The sequence below is a fragment of the Salinivibrio siamensis genome, assembly GCF_001996005.1.
Lineage (GTDB): Bacteria > Pseudomonadota > Gammaproteobacteria > Enterobacterales > Vibrionaceae > Salinivibrio > Salinivibrio siamensis.
The window spans coordinates 50321-75479 of record NZ_MUFB01000015.1; the positions used below are offsets into that span (position 1 = coordinate 50321).

The window sequence follows — 25159 nt, forward strand, 5'->3', positions numbered from 1 at the left end:
TTATGCCCTGGATAACATTTTACGATGAGTGTGGATAGACATCAGAATGCCAAAACCGGCCATCAGTGTGACCATCGAGGTGCCGCCATAACTGATAAGTGGTAAGGGTACCCCAACCACAGGAAGAATGCCGCTGACCATGCCAATATTGACAAAAACATAAACAAAAAAGCTTAACACGATGCTGCCAGCCATCATCCGGCCAAATGCCGTTTGGGCACGGCTGGCGAGCATTAGCCCGCGGCCAATCAAAAAGAGGTACAGGGCCAGCAGTACACAGACACCGATCAACCCCCATTCTTCAGCGATGACGGCGAAAATAAAGTCAGTGTGTCGCTCAGGGAGAAACTCCAATTGGGACTGTGTCCCTTGCAGCCAGCCTTTGCCGCTTAAGCCACCAGAGCCAATGGCAATTTTAGATTGAATGATGTGATAGCCTGCGCCCAAGGGATCGGATTCTGGGTTAAACAAGGTCAGCACGCGGGTACGCTGATAATCATGCATTAGGAAAAACCAGAGTACAGGGACAAAACTGGCGAGCGCGACGACGGCAGCAATAATAATTTTCCAACTGATCCCGGCCAAAAACAGCACAAACACCCCAGAGGCGGCAATCAGTATGGATGTGCCTAAATCGGGTTGCTTAGCAATCATAATGGTGGGGACAAACAGTAACACCAGAGCGATGAGTAAGTGGGTGAATTTGGGAGGAAGCGGATCTTTGCCAATATAGCGGGCCAGCATGAGCGGTACCGCAAGTTTTATGATTTCTGATGGCTGGAAGGTCACCACCCCGAGATCGAGCCAGCGCTGAGCACSCTTTGCGGTTTCGCCAACCAATAGAACGGCGGCTAGTAAGACCACGCCCACGGCATACAAATAGGACGCCCAGAACTCATAGTGGCGAGGTGGTACCTGGGCAAGGGCAAACATGACCGCGAGCGCCAACAGCATGCGGATCGCCTGACGTTCGATCATCACCATGCTTTGACCACTGGCGCTATACATCACCACAAGGCCGAAGCCCATCAGTAACAAAATGCCAACCAGCATCGGCAGGTCGAGGTGTAAGCGATCGAACAAAGAGCGTTTCGCGCTGACTTGGGCAAGTGAACTCATTGTTTGGCCTCGTTTGTCTCTTTGTCTTCTAACAAAATATGGTCGAAGATGCGACGGGCAATAGGGCCGCCGTTGCTCGAGCCACCGCCTGCGTTTTCCAGTACCATAGAGACAGCGACTTCTGGGTTTTCAAAGGGCGCAAAGCCCATGAAAAGTGCGTGATCACGTAGATGTTCAGCAATTTCATCCGCGTTGTATTCTTCGTCTTCACCCAGCCCAAATACCTGAGCGGTCCCTGATTTTCCGCCAGACAAATACTCTGCAGAACGGAATGAACGGCGCGCGGTTCCTTTGCGACCGTGGTTAACCAGTTGCATACCTTTAAGGCCGACATCCCAATATTTATCGTCGACTCCTTTAATCGGTGGAAATGGCTCGGCGTCGGGTTTGTGGGTGCCATGTTCATCGCGCGTTTTGTTTAATAGTTTGGGGGCTTTGACGTCGCCACGGTTGAGTAGCACGGTCAAGGCTTTGACGATTTGCATCGGGGTGGCGGTCCAATAACCTTGCCCAATCCCGACGGGAATCGTGTCACCTTTATACCAGGGTTGGCGGTAGCGACTCATTTTCCATTCGCGGTTAGGCATATTAGCGCTACTTTCTTCTTGAATGTCGATGCCCGTGTATTGGCCAAAGCCAAATTTTTCCATCCACATAGAGAGTTTATCGATCCCCATGTCATAAGCGATTTGATAGAAGAAGGTATCGACCGACTCCTCGATCGACTGCACGATGTTGACCCGTCCGTGCCCCCAAGGGAGCCAATCGCGGAAGGGGCGCGTATCCGAGTTGGGGATCCGCCAATAACCCGGGTCGTTACGCGTGGTCTTGGTGGTGACCACGCCTTCTTCGAGCGCGGCAACGGCAATGAAAGGCTTCACCGTCGAGGCGGGGGGATAAATACCGAGAGTGGCGCGATTGACCAAGGGACGCTCTTTATCATTGAGCAGCTGCCGGTATTGCTTGCCAGAGATGCCATGGACAAATAAGTTAGGGTCATAGCTTGGGTTAGAGACCATCGCCAGTACGCCTGAGGTGTCAGGATCGACCACCACCACCGCGCCTCGTCGGTCACCAAGGATCCCACGCACATAGAGCTGCAGATCAATATCGAGGTTGAGGATAAGGTCTTTGCCTGGTTGCGGAGGCACATATTTGAGCGTGCGTATCACGCGGCCACGGCTGTTCACCTCAACTTCTTGGTAGCCGGCTTTACCATGCAGCGTTGACTCGTAGTATTTCTCGATCCCCAGCTTGCCGATGTCTCGGGTTGCTTTGTAGTTGTTCAGCACCCCTTTTTGTCTTAGCTTGGCAATATCGCGATCATTGATTTTGGCGACATAGCCGAGCACATGGGTCAGTGCATCGCCGTAAGGGTAATGGCGTTTTAAGTAGGCTTTTATTTCCACCCCAGAAAACTGATGCTGGTGCGCGGAAAAAATGGCAACTTCTTTATCGGTGAGCTGAGTTTTTAGTGCGACGGCATTAAACCGTCGCGAGCGACGACGCTCTTTTTGAAAGCGGGCAATGTCTTTGTCGGTCAATGAGAGTAAGTCTTTTAGCTGGGCGAGGGTTGCCGGCATATCATCGACTTGCTCAGGGGTCACTTCTAGGTGATAAACGGGACGATTTTCCGCTAGTAATTTTCCATTGCGATCATAAATAAGGCCACGGTTAGGGGCGACGGGAACGACCTTGATACGGTTATCGTTCGAGCGGGTTTGGTAGTCTTGGTGCTCGGTCACCTGAATATGATAAAGGTTAGTCAGCAGCACCCCGACCAACGCCATAATACCGACAAAGCAGACGATAGCGCGACGCCCAAACAAGGCCGCCTCGGCGCTGTGGTCTCGTATTTCAACTCGTTGGCGCTTCATCTCAACTTATTCTCGATGGTACGGATGATTGGTGGTGACACTCCACGCGCGGTAAAGGCTCTCCGCCATGATAACCCGAACTAATGGGTGAGGCAGAGTCAGTGGTGACAGCGACCAGCTTTGCTCCGCAGCAGCCTTACACTGTGGCGCAAGCCCCTCTGGCCCACCGATCAAAATAGCGACATCGCGGCCATCAAGTTTCCACTTTTCCAACTGATTAGCCAATTGTGGTGTGTCCCAAGGCTTGCCGGGAATATCGAGTGTCACAATGCGACTACCCCGGCTGACGGCCGCCAACATGGCGTCCCCTTCTTTTTGCAAGATGCGGGCGATATCGGCATTTTTGCTGCGCTTGCCAGCAGGGACCTCTATTAGCTCGAGTGGCATGTCTTTTGGAAAGCGGCGTTGATACTCTTCAAAGCCTTGCTCTACCCATTTGGGCATTTTATTGCCGACTGCAATCAGTTGGATTTTCATGATGGTTTAGTTCCAGAGCTTTTCCAATTGATAGAGTTGGCGTTGCTCCTCTTGCATGACGTGCACCATGACGTCACCTAAATCGACGACCACCCATTCGCTGTCATCTTGGCCTTCCGTGCCGAGAGAGTCGATATCCACTGCTTGGGCTTGTTCACACACATGCTCGGCAATGGAGGCGACATGACGGCGAGAATTGCCGGTGCACAGCACTAAAAAGTCGGTAATGCATGATTTGTCGCGGACATCCAGGGTCACAATATCGCTGGCTTTTAACTCATCGACCTTATCGGTCACAAACTGTTTTAACTCGTTCGCTTGCAAAGAAAACCTCTGTGTTTTGCTCTTGGTTTTATCTGGGCAGTATACCACTTGCTACCACTTTGGACACGCTAGGGCGTGAGTGGTTCGGACGCTTGGGTCATGAGTGCACAAAAATACTGCAGATCCGGCCAAGGATCGCTACCAAAGTCCGTTTTTAGCCTGATTTCTATCTGCGCCAAGCGGCGTAGCAGTGTGGTTAACCGGGCTTTATTGAGTCGATTGAGAGCGGCTGTGAGCATGGGACGACGGGTTTGCCACACACGGAACTGATCAAAGGTGGCATTCAACGGCCTGCCTTTTTGTCCTTGCTCTTGAATGCTGTACAGCTGCTTAAGCTCTTTTTGAATCAGTCGCAACAGAAGTGTTGGCTCTTCCCCTTCAGCGCGAAGCTGGTCGAGTATCCGCTGCGCGCGTTGTGCCTTACCGGCTAGCAGCGCATCGGTGAGCTGGAAGGGGGTAAAGTGATGATGGCGTGACAGCGAACTTTCAATACGAGGCAAGGTGAGTGCACCATCGGGATAAAGTAGCTGCAAGATATGCAGACTTTGCACTAAGGCGAGGAGGTTTCCTTCATGCCATTGTGCTAATAGCTGTAGCGCAGGTTGATCAGGCTTTAGTCCCAAGTGACGACAGCGTTGCTCAATAAAGCGTGGTAAGTGACGAACTTCCGGGGTGTTACACACCACGTATAAGCCGTGTTGAGCGAGCGCTGAAAACCATTTGGCGCTTTCTTGCTTTTTGTTGAGCCTTTCCCCTTGCACCAATAAGAGGATATCAGGATGCAGATAAGCGGCCAGCTCGGTAAGCTGCTTGGCTTGCGTGCTGGTGAGGCCATTGTCAGGGCAGGAAAGTTCAATAATTTGCCGAGAAGCAAACAAGCTAAGCGCTTGACAGCAGTCGATAACCTCTTGCCAATCTAGTTGCCCATCGATGACAAATTTATGATGCTCTTCAAAACCTTGGGTACGTGCCGCGCTTGTAATGGCGTCACGCGCTTCGAGTTTGAGTAATGGGTCGGAGCCAAAGACCAAGTAAGTTTGGCGCAGCGGTTGATTGAGCTGCTGCGCCAATTGGTCGGGATAGGTTCTCATCATTGCGCGGTATTCGTCTCGGTTTGTCGCGTTTCGATGATCACGTTGGGCTCTGTTGGCGTTTCACCTTGCTCGAGCTTCTCCATGGCCGCTTGTTCGGCCTGTTGGCGTTCAAACTCGGCGATATCGCCTTTTAATTGGGAAAGTTGACGCATAATTTGCCGAGTGGCTTCTGTACGCATCTCAGCGACTAACTTATCTTCTTCCACCGATTTTGCCAGCGCTGTCAGCGGGTTATCAAGGAAATTACGGCTTAAGGTGGTGTTATAGGTATAACTGCCTTTATCTGGCACGGTGACGCGATAGCGCGCGACATAGCGAAACTCTTTCTCCGCCACGCGACTGTTTTGATAAAGCGATAGCGTCTGTTCGCTATTGCTTTCACCGAGCAAGTGGATATTGGCCACGTCCTTGGAAGGGGAGACAAGATCGACCTTGTGTTGACGCAAGGCATTTCGCATTTGCCGGGTGAGCTCACCATAAGGGTCAAAGCTCGTTAACGACACCTTATCAACCTCATCGGGCAGGTTGTAGCTGCCACGCAAGGCAAACCCGCAAGACGCGATGGTCAAACAGACCATCGCGACAAGCAGGGAGCGAAGCATTGTCTTAAACAGATTCACTCCATCGCTCCTTGTTAGTTGGCAACAATATTAACCAGCTTGCCAGGTACATAAATCACCTTGCGCACGGTTTTGCCTTCGGTAAATTTCACCACGTTTTCATCTGCCATCGCTTGGGCTTCCACTGCGTCTTTCTCCGCATCCGCGGCGACGGTGATCTTGGCGCGTAGCTTACCGTTGACTTGGACGATAATCAGCTTTTCGTCCTCAACCATGGCTTCTTTATCTGCCTCTGGCCACGCTGCGTCATCAATGTGGGTCTCACCCAATGCATTCCACAGGCTAAAGCAGATATGCGGGGTAATGGGGTAAAGCATTAGCACCACCGCTTTGAGGGCTTCGTCGAGCACCGCACGGTCTTGTTCGCTTTGTTGTGGGGCTTTCACCAATCGGTTCATTAGCTCCATAATCGCCGCGATGGCGGTGTTAAAGGTTTGACGGCGCCCCATGTCATCACTGACTTTCGCAATGGCTTTGTGCACCTCGCGGCGCAGCGCTTTTTGCTCATTGGTGAGCGCGCTAGCATCCAGTGCCACGACAGGTCCTTGTTGGCTGTGCTCGTAAACCAGTTTCCAGACGCGACGCAAGAAGCGGTGTGACCCTTCAACCCCTGATTCTTGCCACTCCAGCGTCATATCCGCAGGCGCGGCGAACATCATGAACAGGCGCACCGTATCAGCCCCGTACTTCTCGACCATAAGCTGCGGATCAATGCCGTTGTTTTTAGACTTCGACATCTTGGTCATGCCCGCATGGGTCACCGCATTGCCTTGGCTGTCTACCGCATTAACAATTTGCCCTTTGCTGTCACGCTCAACGGTGACATCGGTTGGCGAGACCCACACGCGCACGCCTTTGTCATCGGTATAGTAGAAGGCATCAGCCAGTACCATGCCTTGACAGAGCAGTTGCTTGAAGGGCTCATCGCTATCGACCATGTTTTCGTCACGCAGCAACTTGTGGAAGAAGCGTGAGTAAAGCAGGTGCATACAGGCGTGCTCAATCCCACCAATATACTGATCGACAGGCAGCCAATAGTTGGCAGCACTTGGGTCGAGCATCTGATCGGCCTGCGGCGAGCAATAGCGAGCATAGTACCAAGACGATTCCATAAAGGTATCGAAGGTGTCGGTTTCACGCAGCGCAGGCTTGCCTTGATACTGGGTTTGTGCCCATTGTTTGTCAGCTTTAATCGGGCTTTGCACCCCGTCCATTACTACATCTTCTGGCAGGATAACCGGCAGCTCATCCGTCGGGACAGGCACCACGTCACCGTCTTCGGTGTTCAGCATTGGGATAGGTGCGCCCCAATAACGCTGACGAGAAACGCCCCAGTCACGCAAGCGGAAGTTGACCGTTTTTTGCCCTTTACCCAAAGACTCAAGCTTAGCGGCAATCGCACCAAACGCGGCATCAAAGTCTAAGCCATCGAATTCACCAGAGTTAAATAGCTTGCCTTTTTCGGTATGTGCTTGCTCAGACAAATCAGGTGCGTTGCCATTTTCATCCAGGATCACAGGCTCAATATCGAGGCCGTATTTGCTGGCAAATTCAAAATCGCGTTGGTCGTGTGCAGGCACGGCCATGACCGCGCCCGTCCCATAATCCATCAACACGAAGTTGGCGACAAAGATAGGTACGCGGCGGCCGTTTAATGGGTGCGTGGCGTACAAGCCCGTCGCCATGCCTTTTTTCTCCATGGTGGCCAGCTCAGCTTCCGCTACCTTGGTGTTACGGCACTCTTGCACAAACTCCGCCAAGGCTGGGTTGTTCTTGGCCGCGGCATCGGCCAGTGGGTGACCAGCGGCAATACCGACATAAGTCACCCCCATCAGGGTATCAGGGCGGGTGGTGTAGACGCCCAGCGCAGGGTGATCGCCCTCAACATCGAAGGTCAGCTCAACGCCTTCTGAACGGCCAATCCAGTTGCGCTGCATGGTTTTTACCATCTCTGGCCAACCATCCAGTTTGTCGATGTCTTGCAGCAGCTCTTCTGCATAATCGGTGATTTTGATAAACCACTGTGGAATTTCTTTTTGCTCAACCGGGGTATCGCAGCGCCAGCAGCAGCCTTCATGCACCTGCTCGTTCGCCAACACGGTTTGATCGTGTGGACACCAATTCACTGACGAGGTTTTTTTGTATACCAAGCCTTTTTTATAAAGCGTGGTAAAGAATTCTTGCTCCCAGCGGTAGTAATCAGGGCTACAGGTTGCGATTTCGCGATCCCAGTCGTAACCAAAGCCCAGCATTTTCAGCTGGCCTTTCATGTAATCAATGTTTTCATATGTCCAAGGTGCAGGGGCGGTTTTGTTTTTGATAGCGGCCCCTTCGGCCGGCAAACCAAATGCGTCCCAWCCAATAGGTTGCATCACATTTTTGCCTTGCAGGCGCTGATAACGCGAGATCACATCACCGATGGTATAATTACGGACATGCCCCATGTGAAGTCGGCCACTGGGGTAAGGGAACATAGAAAGACAGTAGAATTTTTCTTTGTTAGGGTCTTCATGAGCCACAAAGGTTTTATTGTCGTCCCAATGGGCTTGAACTTTTTGTTCAATATCTTGCGGGCTATATTGTTCTTGCATCGATGGCTTCCGAGATTCTGTGAGAAAGGTAAAACCTGAAAGAGAAATATCGTCATAGAATAACGAAAGGCAGAGACCGCAACAACACTTGAATCAGGACAGAACCATGAATAAAGAGAAAGAACCGCAACAAAGTATCATTGAGCGGGTAAAAGAGGCACTGGAAAACAGTCCAGAGGCTTTGTCTCGCTGGGTCGAGTTATCTGACCAATACCTCAAAGCGGCCGCGGATCTGACCAAAGATGAGTGGGCGCTAATTGAAGCTTACTTTAAGCGTGATGTGAAAGCCTTTGGCGAGCAGTATAACAAGTCCCAGGACGAGGACATTGATAGCCAGGTATTTAACGATTTGATTGCTAACTCGATTTGGGAGCAACTGGCAGAAATCACCGACCGCACTCAGCTAGAGTGGCGTGAAGTGTTTGATGATCTCCAGCATCATGGTGTCTATGAAGCGGGTGAAATTGTGGGGCTGGGGGTCTTGCAATGTGAGCAGTGTCAACACCAGACACGCCACAGCCGTGTGGATGTGATTGCCCCATGCAGTAAGTGTGGTCACCGGTATTTCTCTCGCCGCCCGTACCCAGTATAAGCCAAGCACGGTGCTTGGCTTCGCCGAGGCGGTTAACATGGCAAGGGCGAGGATAAAGGTCAGTGATCAGTCAGACGAGACGTTATCCTTGCCTTCAAAACGCTGACGTTCTTCACGTTCTACTTGGGAAAGACGTGGCAGCTTCAGGCCTTGTGATTTTCCCATCCAACGCGCAAAGACAATGTTGCTGGCGAACGCACAGGTCACTAAGACGAGCTCAGTCGCGGCTAGCCAACGCTCCCCTTCATCAACATAAATAAGGGTTAAGGCGTGTAAAAAGTAAAACATCAAAATAAAGTTCGCCCACGCATGGGTAAAGGCTTTTCCTTTCACGATCCCCGGGAGCGGGAGTAGAAGAGGAATGGTCCAGCCGATGGTCACCGCCAAAGCATTAAGGTGAGGGTGGGGCGATAACGATGCGTGCCAGATTATCACCCAGGCAATCAGGCCGAGGTTACTCAACAACGAGAGCTTACGCATTAATGCAAGCCGAGAGTCAGTCACAATTTTATCCTTTTATCCCAAGTGATGGTGAACGGTTTGCGCGAAACGCGCGAGACGTTGGCCTAAGGCTTTGGCGATTTGTTTTTCGTCTGCGATTAAAGGCTGGTTTGCATCAGCCACACTTGACGCACCATAAGGTGAACCACCGCCTTCTGTGGTGTGTAACGCGCGCTCGCTATGTGGGACACCGAGCAGCATCATGCCATGATGAAGCAGTGGCACTGTCATGGTGAGCAGGGTGGTTTCTTGCCCGCCATGCAGCATAGAGCCCGCGCCAAACACGGCCGCGGGTTTATCAATCAGTGCACCTGATAACCACTCGCCACTGGTGCTGTCGATAAACTGCTTTAAGGGCGCGGCCATGTTACCAAAGCGCACAGGGCTGCCAAGGGCCAAGCCATGGCAATCCAACAAATCTTGCCGAGTGACAAAAGGGTCTTTCGCCGTCGAGGCTGGGGTTTGGCCATCAGGGTAAGCGGGCAGTTCAGGGACAGTACGCAGCACCGCTTCCACGCCTTGAGCCTCGATGCCCCGAGCCACTTGTTGGGCAAGCTTACGTGTATTTCCTGACCGGCTGTAGTAAAGCACCAATACCTTTGTCATTTTATCAGCGCTAGTACGTTCTCTGGCGGACGACCAATCACCGCCTTTTCGCCTTTTACCGCAATCGGGCGCTCGACCAGCTTAGGGTTGTTAACCATGGCATTGAGCAGTTGTGTTTCATCCACTGAGGCATCGCCCAAATTCGCCGCTTTATAGTCCGCTTCTTTGGTTCGCATCATCTCCCGAAATGAGTTAAGTCCGAGTTGCTGTTTTAATATTGACAAGGCTTCAGCAGAAAGCGGGTTCTCAAGGTACTTGATAATGGTCGGCGTCACACCGTGAGACTCGAGCAATTTAAGTGTTTCACGGCTTTTGGAGCAACGCGGGTTGTGGTAGAGGGTAATGGTGGTCACAACAATGATCCTTTTTGATTGAATTACCGATCGCTAAGCGCTTTAAAGCGAGCTTGCTGGCGACGCAGTTGGTCGAGACGTGCATCATACCGTGCTTGCGCTAAGCTGCCTAACTCTGCGAGCTGAGCGGCTTGGGTATAGTTACGAATGGCTTTGTCCCACTGTCCGCGCAATGCATAGCGCTCACCTTGTGCAGCCAGCTCGCCGTCTCGATGCGTCCCCGTATTTTCGTAGGCTTGTTGTAACAAAAACCAGCCATTGCTGTCATCAGGGTGCTGGTGTGTATACCGCTCCAGCATCGAGATCGCCTCGCCTCCTCGTTTAGCCTTGACGAGGGTGTAGGCACGATTGAGCAACAATACGCGGTTGTTAGGTTGATGGTTCAACGCCTGCTCAAGGCGTGATAGTGCCTTGTCGTACTGTTTCTCACCGATGTTTAAATCGGTCATCGCATCGATGAAAAATCGATTATTAGGTTGTGCCTTGATCAGTGGGGTTAACTTTTCACGCGCGTCGTCAAACCGACGTGCATCAATATCAAGCAGCGCCATCCCGTAATCGAGACTTTGTTTTTCGGCCGGCGAGGCCTCTTTATGACGCCGTTCAAACCAATCCATGGCAGAGCGACTGGCGATACCGCTATATCGCGCGACGATGCGCGCGCGCGCCAGCTGATAATCCGGCGAGACAGGCACCCGCTTTTGTGGGTATTGGCGGGCACGAGCACGCGAGTCGGTGATCCGTGAAGCGGGTAAGGGGTGCGTACTGAAGTATTCAGGCATTTGACTGGCATAGCGATATTCATCGGCCAATCGCGAGAAAAATCGCGGCATCGCTTGTACATTAAAATCCGCGCGCGCGAGGGTTTCAATGCCGATCCGGTCGGCTTCTTCTTCATTGCGACGGGTGAAGTTTATTTGGTTTTGCATACTGCCAGCCGTGGCGGCATGTGCCGCTGCAATGCCAGCTTCAGGTGCTGCGATGGCAAGCATCAACGACCCCACTAAGGCGGCCACCGTGAGCGGTGAGGTTTGTGCTTGCTCTTCCATGCTTCTTGCCAAATGACGTTGGGTGACATGGGCGATTTCGTGGGCCATCACGGATGCCAGCTCGCTTTCCGTTTTTGCGTGAAGGAACAGCCCAGAGTGCATGGCCACGTAGCCACCGAAAAACGCAAAGGCGTTGATGGCCTTGTTATCAATGAGAATAAATCGAAAGGGCGTACGAACGTCGTTAGCATTCGCCACCAGTCGATGGCCTAAGCCATTAATGTACTCGTTGAGCAAAGGATCGCTGATGATGGGCTTACTGGCTCTTAGCATCCGCATGTAGGCATCACCAAATTCTTTCTCTTTGGCAACCGATAAGGTACTGACGGCGGCAGTACCAATATCGGGCRAATCGCTTTGGTATGACTCAACGCGTGCAGACACAGGTGCGCTCGCTAACACGCCCGCCAGTGCATAAGCGAGTAGGCGACGAGCCTTTGTTCCTTTGTTCGAGCAAGGTGCGCGAGATGACATAAGCGTGATGACCTTTAAATGCAGGATGTACTTAGGTATAGACCGATAAAACCCGTTAGGGTTTCGTTGGCGTTCTATCTAATGTCCATTACAATACTGACGATAATACCGACCGGTGAGCCAGAATGGAATCTCAAACACTTGATTTGCGAGAACATGTTTGTCCAATGGCGCTATTGCTGGCAAAGCGCGCCGCCGCGTTATTGCAGTCAGGTGAGCAATTGGTGATTTTACTCGGTGATCAAGGGGCGAAAGACGATATCCCCAAGTATTTTAARCGCGAAGGCTTCAGCATGAGGTGGTTAGACACGCCAGCTTCGCGGCTACTCATCACAAAGAAATAGCGGGCTTTTTATGTTTGATATGTTACATCGCTGGTATCGGCGACGTTTTTCTGACCCACATGCCGTGAGCCTGGTGGCGATCCTTCTTTTTGGTTTTATTACCATCTACTTTTTTGGCAATTTGCTCGCCCCATTATTGGTCGCGATCGTGATGGCCTATCTACTTGATTGGCCGGTAAATCGTCTCTGCCGGCTGGGTTTGCCCCGCATTTTGTCAGTGCTGGTGGTACTGACTGTGTTTGTCAGCTTAACCTTGATGGCGTTATTCGGGTTGGTGCCGACCATATGGAACCAGGGGGTCAGCTTGGTGGCCGATGTGCCAAATATGTTTAATAACATGCAAGCACTGATGCTGAGTTTGCCAGAACGCTACCCAGAGCTGATCAACCCCCATATGGTCAATACCTTTGTCGATACCTTGCAAAATAAAGTACTCAACCTTGGCGAAACATTGGTAAAAGGTTCATTGGCGTCTTTGGTGAACTTAGTCGCGGTGGCGGTATATCTGATTTTAGTGCCCCTGCTGGTGTTCTTTTTGCTCAAGGACAAAGCACAAATGTTGGCGATGTTCAAAGGCTTGTTACCACGCAACCGTCGTCTTGCCTCTCGAGTCGGCCATGAGATGAATCAGCAGATCTCCAACTACATCCGCGGCAAAGTGACTGAAATCATTATCGTCGGGGTGACCAGTTATTTGACCTTTAGCCTGTTAGACCTTCGCTATGCGGTCCTACTCAGTGTGGCGACGGGCTTCTCTGTCTTGGTGCCTTATATTGGTGCGGCGATTGTCACCGTCCCGATAGCCATTGTTGCCTTGTTCCAGTGGGGGCTTGAGCCTGGTTTTTGGTATGTAATGATCGCCTATGGCGTTATCCAAGCGTTGGATGGCAATGTGCTCGTCCCCGTGCTTTTTTCAGAAGCGGTGAATTTACATCCAGTCGCCATCATAATAGCCGTACTGGTTTTCGGTGGACTCTGGGGCTTTTGGGGGGTATTTTTTGCTATTCCATTGGCGACCTTAGTGAAAGCGGTGTGGCAAGCGCTGCCAGTGATTGAGCTGGATGACGATCCCAAGACAGATATTGAGTGATCCATCTTGTTTTCACGCCCCTAATAAAAGGGGCTGAGCGGCAGGTAAACATCGACACGTCGTGATCAGTTTGGCCCACAGAAGTAGTAATGAAAACAGGGTTGGCATGGCACAACACAGGCAAGAACAAACGCAAGTAGAAAAGTTTCGCGTCGCGGTGATAGGTGGCGGTGTTGCGGGAACCACAGCGGCAATGCGATTGGCTGAGCGCGGGGTGGACACCCAGGTGTTTGAGGCGGGCACCGGCTTGGTGAGTGGGCCGCCAATTTGCCATCTGCACGCGGGCGGCAATTTGTATCGTGAAATTTCACTCGATCAATGCCTGACCTTACTCGAACAGTCGGTGGCCACGGTGCGCATGTATCCGCATTCGGTCAATCGTCGACCGACTGTCCTTGCCGTTCCTCAGCAAGACCCAGGCTCATTAGACAGTGTGATTGCACGTTTAGAAACCCTGCGTGAGCGTTATGCGCAATTGGTTGAGATCGATAGCGATAATAAAGTCATGGGTGAGCCGAGCGATTATTTCCGTTTGTATCAGCAAGAGGAGCTGGAAGCATTGCGCGCTCAAGACTACCACAGCGTGATCGATGCTGCCGATCGATGGATGTGGCCCGTGGCGCAATCGCTCGATTTAAGTGCAATGAAATACCCTCTGGTCCTGGTGCAAGAATACGGGCTTAGCGTGTTTCGCTTGGCGGCGGAAGCGCAATTGACCCTTGCCGACGCGCCTCATTGTCAGCTTAATTTCAATCACAAAGTGATGGACACTCAGCCCATCTCGTCAGGGTGGCGGGTAACCTATCAAGACCAGTCAGGCCAGATACAGACCACCGACGTTGACTATCTTATCAATGCGGCCGGATTCCGCACGGGGACAATCGATGATATGGCCGGGTTTGGTCGCGAGCGTTTGGTCGAATACAAAGCCGCGTATATCGCACATTGGACACGGACTGAGTATCAGTGGCCGGAAATCATTGTCCACGGTCAACGGGGCACCCCACAGGGAATGGCGCAGTTGACTCCTTACCCGGATGGTTTTTTCCAGCTGCACGGTATGACTCAAGACGTCACCTTGTTTGAGCGTGGTTTAGTGAAAAGCTCTGCGGAGTCGGCGCAACCGACTGTCGATGCACGTTATGTGAAAAACATCGATAAAGGCTGGGACTGGCAAGAAGTGTGTGAACGCACTGATCGTGCGATTGACCATTTTGGCCAGTGGTTACCGGCATTTAAACAGGCCGAAGTAGGTGGCAAACCCTTGTGTGGTGCACAGCAAATCCCCGGGGATGATCCTTCGTTACGTGCCTCGGATGTGTCGTTTGATGGTGAACGTTATGCGCGTTTGGAAATTGTCAAAGCATCGTCGGCGCTGACGGCCATCAATAAAGTACTGACGCAATTTGAAGATTCAGGTTGGATATCTCCTACCTCTTATCAGCCATTGTCTCGCCCCAACACCGCGAAGATAATCGATACCGCTTGCGAGCTTGCGACACGCCGCGGATACCCTGAGGCGTTGGCAAAGCCTGTCGGCTAATCATACAAAAAAGCGCACGGTGTACGTGCGCTTTTAGTCAGCAGCATGTAGGCTGCTTTGTCGCCAAAGCTAACGTGGACTGACGTTACGCTTGGTTTAAGTAATCAAGCACCACTTGGTGGTGATCCTTGGTTTTAAACTTATTGAACACATGTTCTATTTTACCGTCTTTGCCAACCAAAAAGCTTAGACGATGAATCCCATCGTATTCTTTGCCCATGAATTTTTTCGGTCCCCAGACTCCGAACGCATCGGCGACGGCATGATCTTCATCGCTCAACAGCGTGAAGTTAAGTGCGTCGCGTTCAACAAAACGGGCCAGTTTTTTCACCGGATCGGGACTTATGCCAAGCACCACGGTGTCAAGTGCATCCAACTCGGCTTTCGTATCGCGTAGCGAGCAGGCCTGCGTTGTACAACCCGGTGTCATCGCCTTTGGGTAGAAATAAACCAGAACACGTTTGTCGCCTTTGAATTGGCTAAGCGTGACGGTGTCGCCATTTTGATCTTGCAGTGAAAAATCGGGCGCTTGTGCGCCTTCGGTGATTGTTTGCATGCGCTGCGTTTCCTTTTTGTCGGTAAACCGAATTCACGATGATAGAGGGTGTTCGCGATTACGCAAGTTTTTGATAATAGGATCACTGACTTGACAGGATTTGACTGCTCATTGACGCAGACTCACCCCTTCCTCGATTATAACGATAAGACACATTACCTATCGATGAAAAAATGTCGATTAAGACATGCCTAGACGCAGGGTTATTCTTGTGTTTGCCCAGCGCCAAAAGTAACATTGCAAGCATCACTAATAAGGGAGACGAACATGGTTTCTGGAAGCATTGTGGCGCTCGTCACACCAATGGATGCACACGGCGAAGTTGATTACGTTAGCCTGGAAAAACTGGTCGAGTTTCATATCCAATCGGGCACTGATGCGATTGTCGCAGTAGGCACGACGGGTGAGTCGTCGACAGTAACCGTGGATGAGCACATTAAAGTTGTGCTGAAAACCTTGGAATTTGCTAACGGGCGTATTCCGGTTATTGCGGGAACTGGCGCCAATGCCACCCATGAAGCAATCACTTTCAGCAAAATGTTTGCTGGCTCAGGTGTGGCCGCCTGCCTAAGCGTGACCCCTTATTATAATAAACCAACCCAGGAAGGTTTGTTCCAGCATTACAAAGCCATTGCTGAAGCCACGGACCTGCCACAGATTTTATATAATGTTCCCGGGCGTACCGCGGTCGATATTCAGCCTGAGACAGTAGCGCGACTGGCGGCATTCGACAACATCATTGGTCTGAAAGATGCCACCGCTGATGTAAGCCGAGTGGCGATTCATCGGGAACTTTGTGGCGACGATTTCCTCTTATTCAGTGGCGATGATTTAACGGGCTTGGATTTTGTCTTGGCCGGGGGGCACGGCGTTATCTCTGTAACCAATAATGTGGCGGCTGCGCAAATGGCTAAAATGATCAAACTGGCGCGCGCAGGTGAAGCAGAGCAAGCGCATGCCATTAACGAAACCTTGATCCCCCTACATCGTCACCTGTTTGACGAAGCCAATCCGATCCCTGTGAAGTGGGCAGTCCGCGAGATGGGCTTGATTGCGGATGGGCACCTTCGTCTGCCATTAACTGAGTTAAGCGAGCACTTGCGTCCAGATGTTCGTGAGGCACTGCGTGTCGCAGGTGCTGTTTAAGCCGTTGGAGTGTCAATGAAACCAGTATTTAAGCTCGGCCTATGTGCCATCATGGCCACCAGTGTGGTGGCCTGCAGTGGTGGCGTCGAGCAGCGCCGTCAAGCCAAAGATGACTTTGACTATTTGCAAACAACCCCGTTGTCGCCATGGCAAACCTTGCCGGATCAAGCGCCGTATTTTTCCACCAATTATCAGATCCCGACACAAGATTTTAATGGTGAAGTCGGTCAGAACGTTGATATTCGTCCGCCGCGCCAAGTGCTGGATCTGATCCCGGGCGCACGGATACAACGTGATAGCCGTGGCGTCACCCTTGCCGTTGCCAATGAAAAGCAACTCGATAAAGTATGGCAAACGGTAGAGCGTTTGGTCAGCGAGCAGACCATCCCAGTGTCGTCGCAAACGGCAGACCAAGTAGAAACCGGTTGGATTGCTTGGGAAAAAGAAGACAGCGCCCATCAAGCACGCTTCCGTTTATCGCGCCTTGAGCAAGGTCGCCGCTTTGCGTTAGGGGTGAATATGATTGACTCGCGTGCGAAAGCCAGCGATGAACCGCTCACCCCTGCGTTGCGTGAGCGCTACAACACCCTGATGACTAACCTTATCACGGTGAGTCACGATGCGGCATTGCGTGCCGAAGCGCGCCGTTTGGCGGAGCAGCGCCAGTCTGATATTCCGATTAGCTTTGGTACCGATCGCAGTGGGTTGCCGGTCATCATCGCGCGCGCCCCATATGACGTGGTTTGGGAAAAGCTGCCTGCTATCATCAAGCCTTTAGGGTTCACGGTAGAAAGTCGTAACCAGTCGCAAGGCACGGTGAAAACCCGTCACGTCGCGCCAAATGATGAGCGTTGGCAATCCCTTGGCGTTGATCCGATTTCGTTCCCGGACAACAGCTATACCTTGTTGCTGGGCGATCTAGGCAACCGCACGTCACTTAACGTGACYAACAGCGATGGTAAGCCTGTCGATGAGGCGACGTTAGAAGCGCTGAGCCCAGCGCTCAAAGCGGTCATTGCCCAAGTGAACCAAGCATCAGAGTAATTTTATAGGGACGCGGTGAGCGTCCCTTACTTTTAGCGCCTAATGGAGAGTATAGGTAATGGAAAAACGTGCTGAGTTGTATCGCGGTAAGGCAAAATCTGTCTATGCCACAGATGATGAGCACCGCTTTGTTCTGCACTTTCGCAATGACACGTCGGCTTTTGATGGCGAGCGTGTTGAGCAGCTTGAGCGAAAAGGCGAAGTGAATAACAAATTTAATCACTTCATCATGCAAAAGCTTGAGCAGGCGGGCATCCCCACTCAAATGGACCAATTGTTGTCCGATACCGAGTGTGTGGTGAAAAAGCTAGATATGATCCCTGTAGAGTGTGTGGTGCGCAATATTGCAGCCGGTTCACTTTGCCGTCGCCTTGGCGTCGAGGAAGGGACGGCACTGACGCCACCCACCTTTGAGTTGTTTTTAAAAAACGACGCGCTGCACGATCCCATGGTCAATGAATCCTTGTGTGAGTCTTTGGGCTACGCCACGCAAGCGCAATTGGCGACGATGAAATCACTGACCTACAAGGTGAACGATGTCCTCAAAGCGCTGTTTGCGGAAGGAGAGCTGTTGTTGGTCGATTATAAACTTGAGTTTGGTGTTGATCATCAAGGTAATATTGTTCTGGGTGACGAGTTTAGTCCTGACGGTTGCCGATTGTGGGATGCCAATACCCGAGAAAAACTGGATAAAGACCGTTTCCGTCAAGGCTTAGGTGGTGTTGTGGATGCTTACATCGAGGTGGCAAAGCGTATCGGCCTTACCTTGTAATTTTTGGCTTTAAAAAGCAAACGTTTGCTTTTTGCGCGCTAAAAATAGCGCCATCAATATGGCGCTATTTACTCTTTATGCTCGTCTGATTGCGCTTGATCATTCCCCGTATCGCTTTCTTTGGATGACGCCTGTTTATCCGGCTTATCTTTGTACTTAAGGCCAAACTTTGCGTTGGCGGTGTACTTGAGTGCCATGATATTACTGACCACCACGGCAACCACGATGGCAATAATGACATAAGGGTTGGTTAGCCATTCCATTGTTCCACCTCGCAGAGATTGGTGACGTAGGTTGAATATATCCAATCCAATTGGTCAAGAATAGTACGCTTACCACAAATAGGCGCATTGCCGATCGCGTTGGCAAGCATGTCTTGGCTAAATGCTGACAAAAGGGTGGCGCTGGTGGCGATATGGCTGATATGCCAAGGCTCCCTCGCAACACCGCCCTTATCCTCGGCATAAGGAAGGAAGAACCCCCATTGCGGGGCGTGGGTTTTAAGCCACTGAGAAAACGCGGCCTGAGGGCCATCATCATATTCCGGTGGGGTGAGCGCCAACCTTTGATGTGGAGCCAGTGCACGCTTGTCATACACGTCTAAATCTGTTCCCCAATGATGGCGGCTTGCCCCAGGCAAAGCTGACCAACGCAATATTGCCTTGACGCGCGCATCATCAGACAGTTGCGTGATATCCAGTGGCTGGCTGTCGGCATCTAGCACCGGTTTTTCGCCATTAAATTTACCATTCCAGATAGCCAACTGACGGGCAAACGAGCGATAGCCGCTGGCGACCATTAGGGTAAAGCCCGCTTGTGATGCCGCCTGTTGTAAGGCGGCAAAATCAGCCAGTACAGCCTGATGCAAGCATGGTGCATTAGGTTGGTTGTTGATCGGTGCGAGCACTGAGCCGTCTTGGCCAGTGAGCTGTGCGGACGTTGGGGTCAAGGGAGTGCTTTCTCCAACACCTTTTGATACATGTCCGTCAGCTTTTCTAAATCCGGGATACTGACACATTCATTCACCTTGTGGATAGTGGCATTCACCGGGCCCAGCTCAATCACTTGCGCACCCATTTGCGCAATAAAACGTCCGTCGGAGGTGCCGCCAGTGGTCAGCAGTTCCGGTGTTTGATGATTCACCTCTTCCACCGCCGCCACCACCGCGTCCAGCAACGTACCTTTATCGGTTAAGAAAGGGTCACCACTGTGCGTCCACTCAAGGGTATAGTCGAGCCCATGGGCGTCCAAAATAGAGTAAACCCGCTTTTTGATGGTTTCACTGTCCAGCTCGGTGCTGAAGCGGAAGTTAAACTGCGCATGGCATTCCCCTGGGATGACATTGGCCGCGCCTGTGCCAGCCTCGATATTGGGGATTTGGAAGCTTGTGGGGGGGAAAAACGCATTGCCTTTGTCCCAGAGTGTTTGCGCAAGCTCGGTGAGCGCTGGCATCGCCTGATGCACTGGGTTGTTGGCAAGATGCGGATAGGCGACATGGCCTTGTGTCCCTTTGACGTAGAGATCCCCGGTGATTGACCCGCGACGGCCGTTTTTCACCACATCACCGACATGGTGTGTGCTAGACGGTTCGCCAACAATACACATATCGATCTTCTCGCCGCGCGACATTAGGGTATCGACGACGCGGGTAGTGCCGTTAATAAACGGGCCTTCTTCATCTGAGGTGATTAAAAACGCGAGAGAGCCAGAGTGGTCAGGGTGCTGGGCAATAAAACGCTCAACCGCGACAACCATGGCGGCCAATGAGCCTTTCATATCCGCGGCGCCACGTCCATGGAGGTGATCGTCAATCACTGTCGCTTCAAACGGCGGTGTATGCCATTGTTCGCGCGGCCCTGAGGGAACCACGTCAGTGTGGCCGGCAAAAGCAAACAGAGGGCCTTCCGTCCCCCGCCTGGCCCAAAGGTTAGTGGTATCTTCAAACACCATGGTCTCAATGGTGAAGCCCAAGGCTTCTAACCGCGCAATCATTTGATCTTGGCAGCCGGCATCTTCCGGCGTGACCGATTCTCGGTTTATCAGATCTTTCGCTAAAGCCAGCGTGGCAGAGTCAGTCATCGGGGTTTCCTTACAACAAAAATGAATCGACTATCACATTACGCGAAAATATCAGCGTATTGGTTCTCTTTAAAGCCGAGGTAATAGCTACCTTTGTGTACGAGCAATGGGCGTTTAATGATCGCTGGGTTGTCGAGCATGATTGCGATAGCGCTGGCTTGGTCTAAATGGGCTTTTTGCTCATCGCTTAGTTGGCGGTAGGTGGTGCCACGTTTGTTGATTAACGCTTCCCAGCCCAGTTCGGCAACGAAAGTTTGCAGCATTTGTGCGTCTAAGCCATCTTTCCGGTAGTCGTGATATTGGTAGTCGATACCTTGGTTATCCAACCACTTTAGGGCTTTTTTTAGGGTGTCGCAGTTTTTAATCCCAAATACAGTTGTCATGGTCTTATCGTGATTGTTGGCAAAGGTTTAAGAGTGACACCACTGGTTAATGAACGCAATACTTGGCGCGGCAGGGATGTACGCCATGTGATGGCGCAAAACCGTGTGAAATGCGTGGGTAAATGCGCCTGCAGCACGTCGATTTGATGGCGTTTTGATCAAACGCAAAACCTCTTAGCAGGCGCCATGAATAATGGGATCATTCGTAATTGTTGGAGGTTCGTATGGAACTCAACCCGGTATTCGCTCGGCGCTTGTATCTCGCCGCACTGGTAGAAGAGATGGAGCGCCCAAATGTTCCGCGTTTGATTGAGGCAACAGGCTGGCCGCGTCGCACTATCCAGGATGTGCTCAAATCTTTGTCAGGGCTAGGCATTGATATGACATTTATCCAAGATGGCAAGCGCCACAACGATGGTTATTACCAGCTAAAAGACTGGGGCCCGTTTCGTCGCGATTGGGTCGAGGATAAAAAGCGAGACATTCGCTCGTATATCAACTAGTGATCGCCTGAGGGACGGACCAGTTTCGCCTCGACCAGTGTGCGTCGAATGGCATCAGCACGCTGACGGTTTGCGCCAAAGTCGTAATAGCCAATACGAGAGGCAGAGCGAAGCGCGAGCTGGTTATCACTGAGTGAGACTTCAACATCATCGACAAAGCGCAGCACCCGGGTGGTGAAGCGTAAGTGTGCGTAGTTTTCTTGGGCTGAAACCACTTGAGCACCTGGCATTGAGGCAATTTTCTCAACAATGGTCGCCAAGGCAACATCGGTGTTAGCCAGCGGTAAGGGCGCTAACTGAAATGTCGCGCGCGTGTCTTCTGTTGAAACACAATTAGGGCTGTCACCACAGGCAGTGACAGGCGGTTGTTTTGCCATGGGGCCTCCTTTCGAGCAGCCGAACAGTGTAAAAAGTACAATGAGGCCGAGCAGATTTTTTCCCATTATGCCCCCACGAGCGTGTAACCAATAAACCCTATCCAGCTTACGACGAGTAAAAGCCAAGGTAAACGGCTGTGCCCTTTATCTTGTGCAGTAGGCTGCGGTGAAGAGGCAGGCTCGCTGAGTTGGTCGACAGCTGGTGTCGGTTTTTGCTGCTTCTTGCGCGCTTTGTCCTGCGCCCGCGCCTTTGCTTTTTGTTCTTTTTTGTACTGCGCAATCCCTTTCTCAATCCCTTGAGCGATCAGTTTCGTCTGAGCCTTGGTTTGTCCAGGCTTTTGCGTGGCTTTGGCAACGCGCATGGCGTCTTGTTGCGTCTCTGGCGAAATCGTTGCTTTGGCTTTTGTTTTGGCCATGAGGGCTCCATGTAACGCTAAATAAATGGCTCGTCCCTAGGATAACAAATTTTGCTTTTGCGCTTGCAGTTTTTATCGCATGTCGCCATGGTAAATGCGTGACTTCTCAATCAAAAATCTTATGGACACGTTTCATCATTTCGACGACAAAGGGTATATCAAGGCCCCCCAGATCGCTGTACTGTGCCTGCTACTGTTAAGTCGCGCATGGTGGCTACTGGCGATGGCCGGTGTCAGCCGAGAGCAGGGCAGCGAGCTGCTTGCGCTGGTTTATCCGGACACCGCTGCGTTTTATCTCAGTTTAGGGATTGGCCTGGTGCCGCTTGGGCTATTACTGTTGGTAGGGAACTGCGACAAGGCGCCTGAATGGTTAACACAGCATTGGCACTTAGGTTATTGGTGGGTGTGGCTATTGTGGACGTGGGAAGCCTATCAAGTGGTACATACGCTCACGATGACGGGGGGACGGTTTGATTGGTTGCTTGCCTTGCACGGGCTTTGGTTAGTGTGGGCGAGCCTTTATTGGCTGAGAAGCCAGCGCGTAAAGCGCTTTTTTTATCAGTTCACATAGACTGGGCAACGCCGAGCATAAAAAAACGCAGCACGAGGCTGCGTTTTTTCCTCACTAAGTAAACCTAATTACTTAGTAACGCGCAATACAGATGTTTCACCCACAGTGACGGCACCAGAGAGCTTAGTCAGCTCTTTGATTTCGTCCATGTTAGAGATAACAACCGGCGTTAGCGTTGATTTGGCTTTTTCTTCGAGCATGCCTAAATCAAATTCGATCACGGTATCACCGGCTTTCACCGTTTGACCTTCTTCCGCAATGCGCTTAAAGCCTTCGCCTTTTAGCTCGACAGTGTCGATGCCAAAGTGCACGAACAGCTCTACGCCGTCATCAGACTCAATTGAAAAAGCGTGGTTGGTTTCGAAAATCTTACCGATTGTGCCGTTTACCGGCGCAACCATCTTGTCGCCCGATGGTTTAATCGCAACACCATCACCGACGATTTTCTCAGCAAACACAACGTCAGGCACGTCTTCGATGTTGACGATCTCACCCGACAATGGGGCGATAATTTCAATGGCACTAGCGTCGTTGCTGTCTTCAGACACCAACTTCTTCAGTTTGTCGAACAGACCCATAGTGTTGCTCCTAAGCAGTGATTCTTTGCTGATTGTATATTAGCAAGCGGTTTTTTCCGCAATAAATTTTTCGACATAGGCCTCGATTTCTGCCGCAGTTGGCAGAGTGAGTGCTTTGTCGGCCATCGCTTTCACATCAGCAAAGTTGGCATTACGGATAATCTTCTTGATGCGAGGGATAGAGATGGCACTCATACTAAACTCATCCAAACCCATTCCCATCAATAGTAACGTTGCTTTCTCGTCACCTGCAAGCTCTCCGCACATACCCGTCCATTTACCTTCCGCATGTGAGGCATCAATCACTTGCTTGATAACCGTCAATACAGCAGGAGACAGTGGGTTATACAGGTGCGAAATCAGCTCGTTACCACGATCGACCGCCAAGGTGTACTGGGTCAAATCGTTGGTGCCAATGCTGAAGAATTCCACTTCTTTTGCGAGGTGGTGAGCGATCGCAGCCGCGGCTGGCGTCTCAACCATCACACCGATTTCCAGATCAGCGTCGAAGTCGTGACCTTCTTGGCGCAATTCTGCTTTATAGGTCTCGATCGCTTCTTTCAGCTCTCGGATTTCTTCCACAGAAATAATCATCGGGAACATCACACGGATTTTACCGTGTGCCGATGCGCGAAGAATGGCACGAAGCTGATCGCGGAGAATTTCGCGACGATCGAGGCTAATACGGACTGCACGCCAACCCAAGAATGGGTTCATTTCTTCCGGCAAGTCCATATAAGGCAGATCTTTGTCACCGCCGATATCCATGGTGCGGATGATCACTGGGTGACCATCAATCGCTTTCGCTACCGCTTTATAAGCTTGGTATTGCTCTTCTTCGGTAGGAAGCGAGTCGCGATCCATAAACAGGAATTCGGTGCGATAAAGACCGACACCTTCACCGCCGTTACGGTTCACGCCGTCACAGTCTTTGACTGTACCTACGTTACCGCACACTTCGACTTGGTGACCGTCCAGCGTGATGGCTGGCAGATCTTTAAGCTTAGCCAGTTCCGCTTTTTCGGCGATATGTTGATCGCGAATCGCTTTGAACTTGCTGAGCTCTTGGTCTGATGGGTTGATAACGATTTGGTTGTTAATCGCATCAAGCACCAGCATGTCGCCGTTTTTTACTTTGCTGGTTGCATCATTGGTGCCTACAATCGCTGGTAGCTCAAGCGAGCGCGCCATGATTGAAGAGTGTGAAGTGCGACCACCAATGTCGGTGATGAAACCAAGCACATAATTCAGGTCAACCTGTGCTGTTTCTGAAGGCGTCAGATCGTTTGCAACTAGGATCACTTCTTCGTTGATAGCGCTCAACGACACCATGTTGATGCCAAGTGCGTTTTTGACGAAGCGTGAACCGATATCACGGATATCCGCGGCACGCTCTTTCAGATAATCGTCGTCGAGTGACTCAAGCGTCACCGCTTGTTCTTCGATAACGCTGTAGATTGCGTGATCAGCGGTTGCTAGGTTTGACTTAATGAAGCTGACGATCTCTTCTTCGAGCTCTTCATCTTCAAGCAGCATGATGTGACCTTCGAAGATAGCTTCTTTCTCTTCGCCAAAGGTCTCCCTTGCTTTGTCTTTGATCGCTTCAAGTTGCGTCTTAGACTGTTCGCGAGCATCCAATACGCGCTGAATTTCTTTGTCGATTTGAGACGCAGCAATCTTATCTTTATTGATGACAACGTCTTCTTCTTGCAGCAGCAGTGCTTTACCAAAAGCAATACCAGGTGATGCCAGGATGCCTGAAATCATAGCTTTACCTTACGTTTATCCAACTTAAAACCGATAGAAAAAGAGCCGGATTACTCCAGCTCGTCCATCAGTTTTACTAGGTGATCAACGGCCTGTTGTGCTTGCGCACCTTCAGCAGAGATAGTCACCTTAGTGCCTTTGGTCAAGCCAAGGGTTTGAAGTTTAAATAGGCTTTTTGCGCTCGCGCTCTTACCGTTAGATTCAACAGTGATGTCAGCGTCGTAGCTTTTCGCTTCTTTGACGAACTGCGCCGCTGGACGAGTGTGTAGGCCGTTTTCTGCAGTAATCTCAACTTGCTTCTGATACATGATTC

29 protein-coding genes and 1 pseudogene are annotated in these 25159 nt (G+C 51.3%); 9 read left to right on the plus strand and 21 right to left on the minus strand.

What is annotated here, in order from left to right:
- The 7 genes and pseudogenes from rodA to leuS all read right to left on the minus strand — a co-directional run.
- A complete protein-coding gene (gene rodA / locus BZG73_RS09450) occupies positions 1 to 1119 on the minus strand; it encodes a rod shape-determining protein RodA (protein WP_077668168.1) in 1119 nt (372 codons plus the stop codon).
- On the minus strand, positions 1116 to 2996 hold the full coding sequence (gene mrdA, locus BZG73_RS09455) for a penicillin-binding protein 2 (RefSeq protein WP_077668169.1): 1881 nt from the start codon (positions 2994 to 2996) through the stop codon (positions 1116 to 1118). Before mrdA ends, rodA begins: the two co-directional genes overlap by 4 nt.
- A 6-nt stretch (positions 2997 to 3002) precedes the next feature.
- Positions 3003 to 3473: a 23S rRNA (pseudouridine(1915)-N(3))-methyltransferase RlmH gene (gene rlmH / locus BZG73_RS09460; RefSeq protein WP_069361124.1), complete on the minus strand. Its 471-nt coding sequence runs from the start codon at positions 3471 to 3473 to the stop codon at positions 3003 to 3005.
- A gap of 6 nt (positions 3474 to 3479) precedes the next feature.
- Positions 3480 to 3797: a ribosome silencing factor gene (rsfS, locus tag BZG73_RS09465; RefSeq protein WP_046073734.1), complete on the minus strand. Its 318-nt coding sequence runs from the start codon at positions 3795 to 3797 to the stop codon at positions 3480 to 3482.
- Between the two features lie 68 nt (positions 3798 to 3865).
- The gene (holA, locus tag BZG73_RS09470; RefSeq protein ID WP_077668181.1) at positions 3866 to 4888 is read right to left on the minus strand and encodes a DNA polymerase III subunit delta; all 1023 of its coding nucleotides are present in this window, start codon (positions 4886 to 4888) and stop codon (positions 3866 to 3868) included.
- Entirely contained in the window at positions 4888 to 5511 is a 624-nt protein-coding gene (locus tag BZG73_RS09475; RefSeq protein WP_231637399.1) for an LPS-assembly lipoprotein LptE, read from the minus strand. Before BZG73_RS09475 ends, holA begins: the two co-directional genes overlap by 1 nt.
- A gap of 32 nt (positions 5512 to 5543) precedes the next feature.
- Positions 5544 to 8102 (minus strand): annotated as a pseudogene (gene leuS, locus BZG73_RS09480) (leucine--tRNA ligase); the annotation flags it as partial.
- Between the two features lie 106 nt (positions 8103 to 8208).
- Between leuS and BZG73_RS09485 the strand changes: the two are divergent.
- On the plus strand, positions 8209 to 8694 hold the full coding sequence (locus BZG73_RS09485) for a zinc ribbon-containing protein (RefSeq protein ID WP_077668171.1): 486 nt from the start codon (positions 8209 to 8211) through the stop codon (positions 8692 to 8694).
- A gap of 66 nt (positions 8695 to 8760) precedes the next feature.
- Here BZG73_RS09485 and BZG73_RS09490 read toward each other — a convergent pair whose 3' ends face one another.
- From BZG73_RS09490 to bepA, 4 genes are read right to left on the minus strand one after another with little or no spacing between them, the layout of a single operon-like run.
- Positions 8761 to 9174 carry a DUF2069 domain-containing protein gene (locus BZG73_RS09490; protein ID WP_077668172.1) on the minus strand — a complete coding sequence of 138 codons (414 nt, stop codon included), beginning with the start codon at positions 9172 to 9174 and terminating at the stop codon, positions 8761 to 8763.
- Positions 9175 to 9210: 36 nt separating this feature from the next.
- A complete protein-coding gene (gene wrbA / locus BZG73_RS09495; RefSeq protein ID WP_069361119.1) occupies positions 9211 to 9801 on the minus strand; it encodes an NAD(P)H:quinone oxidoreductase in 591 nt (196 codons plus the stop codon).
- Complete coding sequence (arsC, locus tag BZG73_RS09500; RefSeq protein ID WP_077668173.1) at positions 9798 to 10154, minus strand: arsenate reductase (glutaredoxin); 357 nt, start codon at positions 10152 to 10154, stop codon at positions 9798 to 9800. The genes wrbA and arsC overlap by 4 nt, the downstream gene beginning before the upstream one ends.
- A gap of 23 nt (positions 10155 to 10177) precedes the next feature.
- Positions 10178 to 11677: a beta-barrel assembly-enhancing protease gene (gene bepA, locus BZG73_RS09505; RefSeq protein WP_077668174.1), complete on the minus strand. Its 1500-nt coding sequence runs from the start codon at positions 11675 to 11677 to the stop codon at positions 10178 to 10180.
- Between the two features lie 125 nt (positions 11678 to 11802).
- Between bepA and BZG73_RS09510 the strand changes: the two genes are divergently transcribed.
- From BZG73_RS09510 to BZG73_RS09520, 3 genes are all read left to right on the plus strand, one after another.
- Positions 11803 to 12021, plus strand: a complete 219-nt coding sequence (locus BZG73_RS09510) for a sulfurtransferase TusA family protein (protein ID WP_046073727.1) — start codon at positions 11803 to 11805, stop codon at positions 12019 to 12021.
- A 10-nt stretch (positions 12022 to 12031) separates the two neighbouring features.
- Positions 12032 to 13111, plus strand: coding sequence for an AI-2E family transporter (locus BZG73_RS09515; RefSeq protein WP_046073726.1), 1080 nt, complete (start codon positions 12032 to 12034; stop codon positions 13109 to 13111).
- A 106-nt stretch (positions 13112 to 13217) separates the two neighbouring features.
- Positions 13218 to 14654: an FAD-dependent oxidoreductase gene (locus tag BZG73_RS09520; protein WP_077605822.1), complete on the plus strand. Its 1437-nt coding sequence runs from the start codon at positions 13218 to 13220 to the stop codon at positions 14652 to 14654.
- Between the two features lie 85 nt (positions 14655 to 14739).
- Here the strand turns inward: BZG73_RS09520 and bcp are convergent, their stop codons facing one another.
- Positions 14740 to 15210 carry a thioredoxin-dependent thiol peroxidase gene (bcp, locus tag BZG73_RS09525; protein ID WP_046073724.1) on the minus strand — a complete coding sequence of 157 codons (471 nt, stop codon included), beginning with the start codon at positions 15208 to 15210 and terminating at the stop codon, positions 14740 to 14742.
- Positions 15211 to 15477: 267 nt separating this feature from the next.
- Here bcp and dapA point away from each other — a divergent pair, with 267 nt between their 5' ends.
- The 3 genes from dapA to purC are packed head-to-tail and all read left to right on the plus strand — an operon-like array spanning position 15478 to position 18172.
- Positions 15478 to 16356, plus strand: coding sequence for a 4-hydroxy-tetrahydrodipicolinate synthase (gene dapA, locus BZG73_RS09530; RefSeq protein ID WP_046073723.1), 879 nt, complete (start codon positions 15478 to 15480; stop codon positions 16354 to 16356).
- 15 nt (positions 16357 to 16371) lie between these two features.
- Entirely contained in the window at positions 16372 to 17400 is a 1029-nt protein-coding gene (gene bamC / locus BZG73_RS09535) for an outer membrane protein assembly factor BamC (RefSeq protein ID WP_046073722.1), read from the plus strand.
- Between the two features lie 58 nt (positions 17401 to 17458).
- Positions 17459 to 18172 (plus strand): phosphoribosylaminoimidazolesuccinocarboxamide synthase, encoded by a 714-nt coding sequence (gene purC / locus BZG73_RS09540; RefSeq protein ID WP_046073721.1) that lies wholly within the window; start codon positions 17459 to 17461, stop codon positions 18170 to 18172.
- A gap of 68 nt (positions 18173 to 18240) precedes the next feature.
- Here purC and BZG73_RS09545 read toward each other — a convergent pair whose 3' ends face one another.
- From BZG73_RS09545 to BZG73_RS09560, 4 genes are read right to left on the minus strand one after another with little or no spacing between them, the layout of a single operon-like run.
- The gene (locus tag BZG73_RS09545) at positions 18241 to 18435 is read right to left on the minus strand and encodes a DUF2897 family protein (RefSeq protein WP_077668175.1); all 195 of its coding nucleotides are present in this window, start codon (positions 18433 to 18435) and stop codon (positions 18241 to 18243) included.
- Complete coding sequence (locus BZG73_RS09550) at positions 18423 to 19190, minus strand: M15 family metallopeptidase (protein WP_046073719.1); 768 nt, start codon at positions 19188 to 19190, stop codon at positions 18423 to 18425. Before BZG73_RS09550 ends, BZG73_RS09545 begins: the two co-directional genes overlap by 13 nt.
- Positions 19118 to 20251, minus strand: a complete 1134-nt coding sequence (dapE, locus tag BZG73_RS09555) for a succinyl-diaminopimelate desuccinylase (protein WP_046073718.1) — start codon at positions 20249 to 20251, stop codon at positions 19118 to 19120. Before dapE ends, BZG73_RS09550 begins: the two co-directional genes overlap by 73 nt.
- Before the next feature lie 38 nt (positions 20252 to 20289).
- Positions 20290 to 20634, minus strand: coding sequence for an ArsC family reductase (locus BZG73_RS09560; protein ID WP_046073717.1), 345 nt, complete (start codon positions 20632 to 20634; stop codon positions 20290 to 20292).
- Positions 20635 to 20858: 224 nt separating this feature from the next.
- On the opposite strand from BZG73_RS09560, the gene BZG73_RS09565 reads away from it, so the two are divergent.
- Positions 20859 to 21137: a winged helix-turn-helix domain-containing protein gene (locus BZG73_RS09565; RefSeq protein WP_025740011.1), complete on the plus strand. Its 279-nt coding sequence runs from the start codon at positions 20859 to 20861 to the stop codon at positions 21135 to 21137.
- On the opposite strand, the gene BZG73_RS09570 is transcribed toward BZG73_RS09565, so the two are convergent.
- Both BZG73_RS09570 and BZG73_RS09575 read right to left on the minus strand, forming a co-directional pair.
- Positions 21134 to 21514 (minus strand): DUF1499 domain-containing protein, encoded by a 381-nt coding sequence (locus BZG73_RS09570; RefSeq protein WP_158075293.1) that lies wholly within the window; start codon positions 21512 to 21514, stop codon positions 21134 to 21136. The two genes, BZG73_RS09565 and BZG73_RS09570, sit on opposite strands and share 4 nt — an antisense overlap.
- A gap of 65 nt (positions 21515 to 21579) precedes the next feature.
- Positions 21580 to 21930: a DUF2956 domain-containing protein gene (locus BZG73_RS09575; RefSeq protein WP_046073715.1), complete on the minus strand. Its 351-nt coding sequence runs from the start codon at positions 21928 to 21930 to the stop codon at positions 21580 to 21582.
- Between the two features lie 121 nt (positions 21931 to 22051).
- Between BZG73_RS09575 and BZG73_RS09580 the strand changes: the two genes are divergently transcribed.
- On the plus strand, positions 22052 to 22501 hold the full coding sequence (locus BZG73_RS09580; protein ID WP_158011352.1) for a DUF2919 family protein: 450 nt from the start codon (positions 22052 to 22054) through the stop codon (positions 22499 to 22501).
- A gap of 68 nt (positions 22502 to 22569) precedes the next feature.
- Here the strand turns inward: BZG73_RS09580 and crr are convergent, their stop codons facing one another.
- From crr to ptsH, 3 genes are read right to left on the minus strand one after another with little or no spacing between them, the layout of a single operon-like run.
- Complete coding sequence (crr, locus tag BZG73_RS09585; protein WP_046073714.1) at positions 22570 to 23079, minus strand: PTS glucose transporter subunit IIA; 510 nt, start codon at positions 23077 to 23079, stop codon at positions 22570 to 22572.
- A gap of 39 nt (positions 23080 to 23118) precedes the next feature.
- Complete coding sequence (gene ptsI / locus BZG73_RS09590) at positions 23119 to 24846, minus strand: phosphoenolpyruvate-protein phosphotransferase PtsI (RefSeq protein ID WP_077578600.1); 1728 nt, start codon at positions 24844 to 24846, stop codon at positions 23119 to 23121.
- 50 nt (positions 24847 to 24896) lie between these two features.
- Positions 24897 to 25154, minus strand: a complete 258-nt coding sequence (gene ptsH, locus BZG73_RS09595) for a phosphocarrier protein Hpr (RefSeq protein ID WP_046073712.1) — start codon at positions 25152 to 25154, stop codon at positions 24897 to 24899.
- Positions 25155 to 25159: the final 5 nt, after the last annotated feature.

What these genes read in the sequence shown, in the direction of transcription:
- BZG73_RS09550 (WP_046073719.1), bottom strand. Translation starts at nt 19,190, where the DNA reads ATGTGTCAGTATCCCGGATTTAGAAAAGCTGACGGACATGTATCAAAA.
- wrbA (WP_069361119.1), bottom strand. Translation starts at nt 9,801, where the DNA reads ATGACAAAGGTATTGGTGCTTTACTACAGCCGGTCAGGAAATACACGT.
- BZG73_RS09520 (WP_077605822.1), top strand. Translation starts at nt 13,218, where the DNA reads ATGGCACAACACAGGCAAGAACAAACGCAAGTAGAAAAGTTTCGCGTC.
- BZG73_RS09515 (WP_046073726.1), top strand. Translation starts at nt 12,032, where the DNA reads ATGTTTGATATGTTACATCGCTGGTATCGGCGACGTTTTTCTGACCCA.
- BZG73_RS09570 (WP_158075293.1), bottom strand. Translation starts at nt 21,514, where the DNA reads ATGGCAAAACAACCGCCTGTCACTGCCTGTGGTGACAGCCCTAATTGT.
- BZG73_RS09575 (WP_046073715.1), bottom strand. Translation starts at nt 21,930, where the DNA reads ATGGCCAAAACAAAAGCCAAAGCAACGATTTCGCCAGAGACGCAACAA.
- dapE (WP_046073718.1), bottom strand. Translation starts at nt 20,251, where the DNA reads ATGACTGACTCTGCCACGCTGGCTTTAGCGAAAGATCTGATAAACCGA.
- BZG73_RS09490 (WP_077668172.1), bottom strand. Translation starts at nt 9,174, where the DNA reads ATGCGTAAGCTCTCGTTGTTGAGTAACCTCGGCCTGATTGCCTGGGTG.
- crr (WP_046073714.1), bottom strand. Translation starts at nt 23,079, where the DNA reads ATGGGTCTGTTCGACAAACTGAAGAAGTTGGTGTCTGAAGACAGCAAC.
- ptsH (WP_046073712.1), bottom strand. Translation starts at nt 25,154, where the DNA reads ATGTATCAGAAGCAAGTTGAGATTACTGCAGAAAACGGCCTACACACT.
- rlmH (WP_069361124.1), bottom strand. Translation starts at nt 3,473, where the DNA reads ATGAAAATCCAACTGATTGCAGTCGGCAATAAAATGCCCAAATGGGTA.
- BZG73_RS09545 (WP_077668175.1), bottom strand. Translation starts at nt 18,435, where the DNA reads ATGGAATGGCTAACCAACCCTTATGTCATTATTGCCATCGTGGTTGCC.
- bcp (WP_046073724.1), bottom strand. Translation starts at nt 15,210, where the DNA reads ATGCAAACAATCACCGAAGGCGCACAAGCGCCCGATTTTTCACTGCAA.
- purC (WP_046073721.1), top strand. Translation starts at nt 17,459, where the DNA reads ATGGAAAAACGTGCTGAGTTGTATCGCGGTAAGGCAAAATCTGTCTAT.
- dapA (WP_046073723.1), top strand. Translation starts at nt 15,478, where the DNA reads ATGGTTTCTGGAAGCATTGTGGCGCTCGTCACACCAATGGATGCACAC.
- BZG73_RS09485 (WP_077668171.1), top strand. Translation starts at nt 8,209, where the DNA reads ATGAATAAAGAGAAAGAACCGCAACAAAGTATCATTGAGCGGGTAAAA.
- ptsI (WP_077578600.1), bottom strand. Translation starts at nt 24,846, where the DNA reads ATGATTTCAGGCATCCTGGCATCACCTGGTATTGCTTTTGGTAAAGCA.
- BZG73_RS09565 (WP_025740011.1), top strand. Translation starts at nt 20,859, where the DNA reads ATGGAACTCAACCCGGTATTCGCTCGGCGCTTGTATCTCGCCGCACTG.
- BZG73_RS09580 (WP_158011352.1), top strand. Translation starts at nt 22,052, where the DNA reads ATGGACACGTTTCATCATTTCGACGACAAAGGGTATATCAAGGCCCCC.
- BZG73_RS09560 (WP_046073717.1), bottom strand. Translation starts at nt 20,634, where the DNA reads ATGACAACTGTATTTGGGATTAAAAACTGCGACACCCTAAAAAAAGCC.
- holA (WP_077668181.1), bottom strand. Translation starts at nt 4,888, where the DNA reads ATGAGAACCTATCCCGACCAATTGGCGCAGCAGCTCAATCAACCGCTG.
- mrdA (WP_077668169.1), bottom strand. Translation starts at nt 2,996, where the DNA reads ATGAAGCGCCAACGAGTTGAAATACGAGACCACAGCGCCGAGGCGGCC.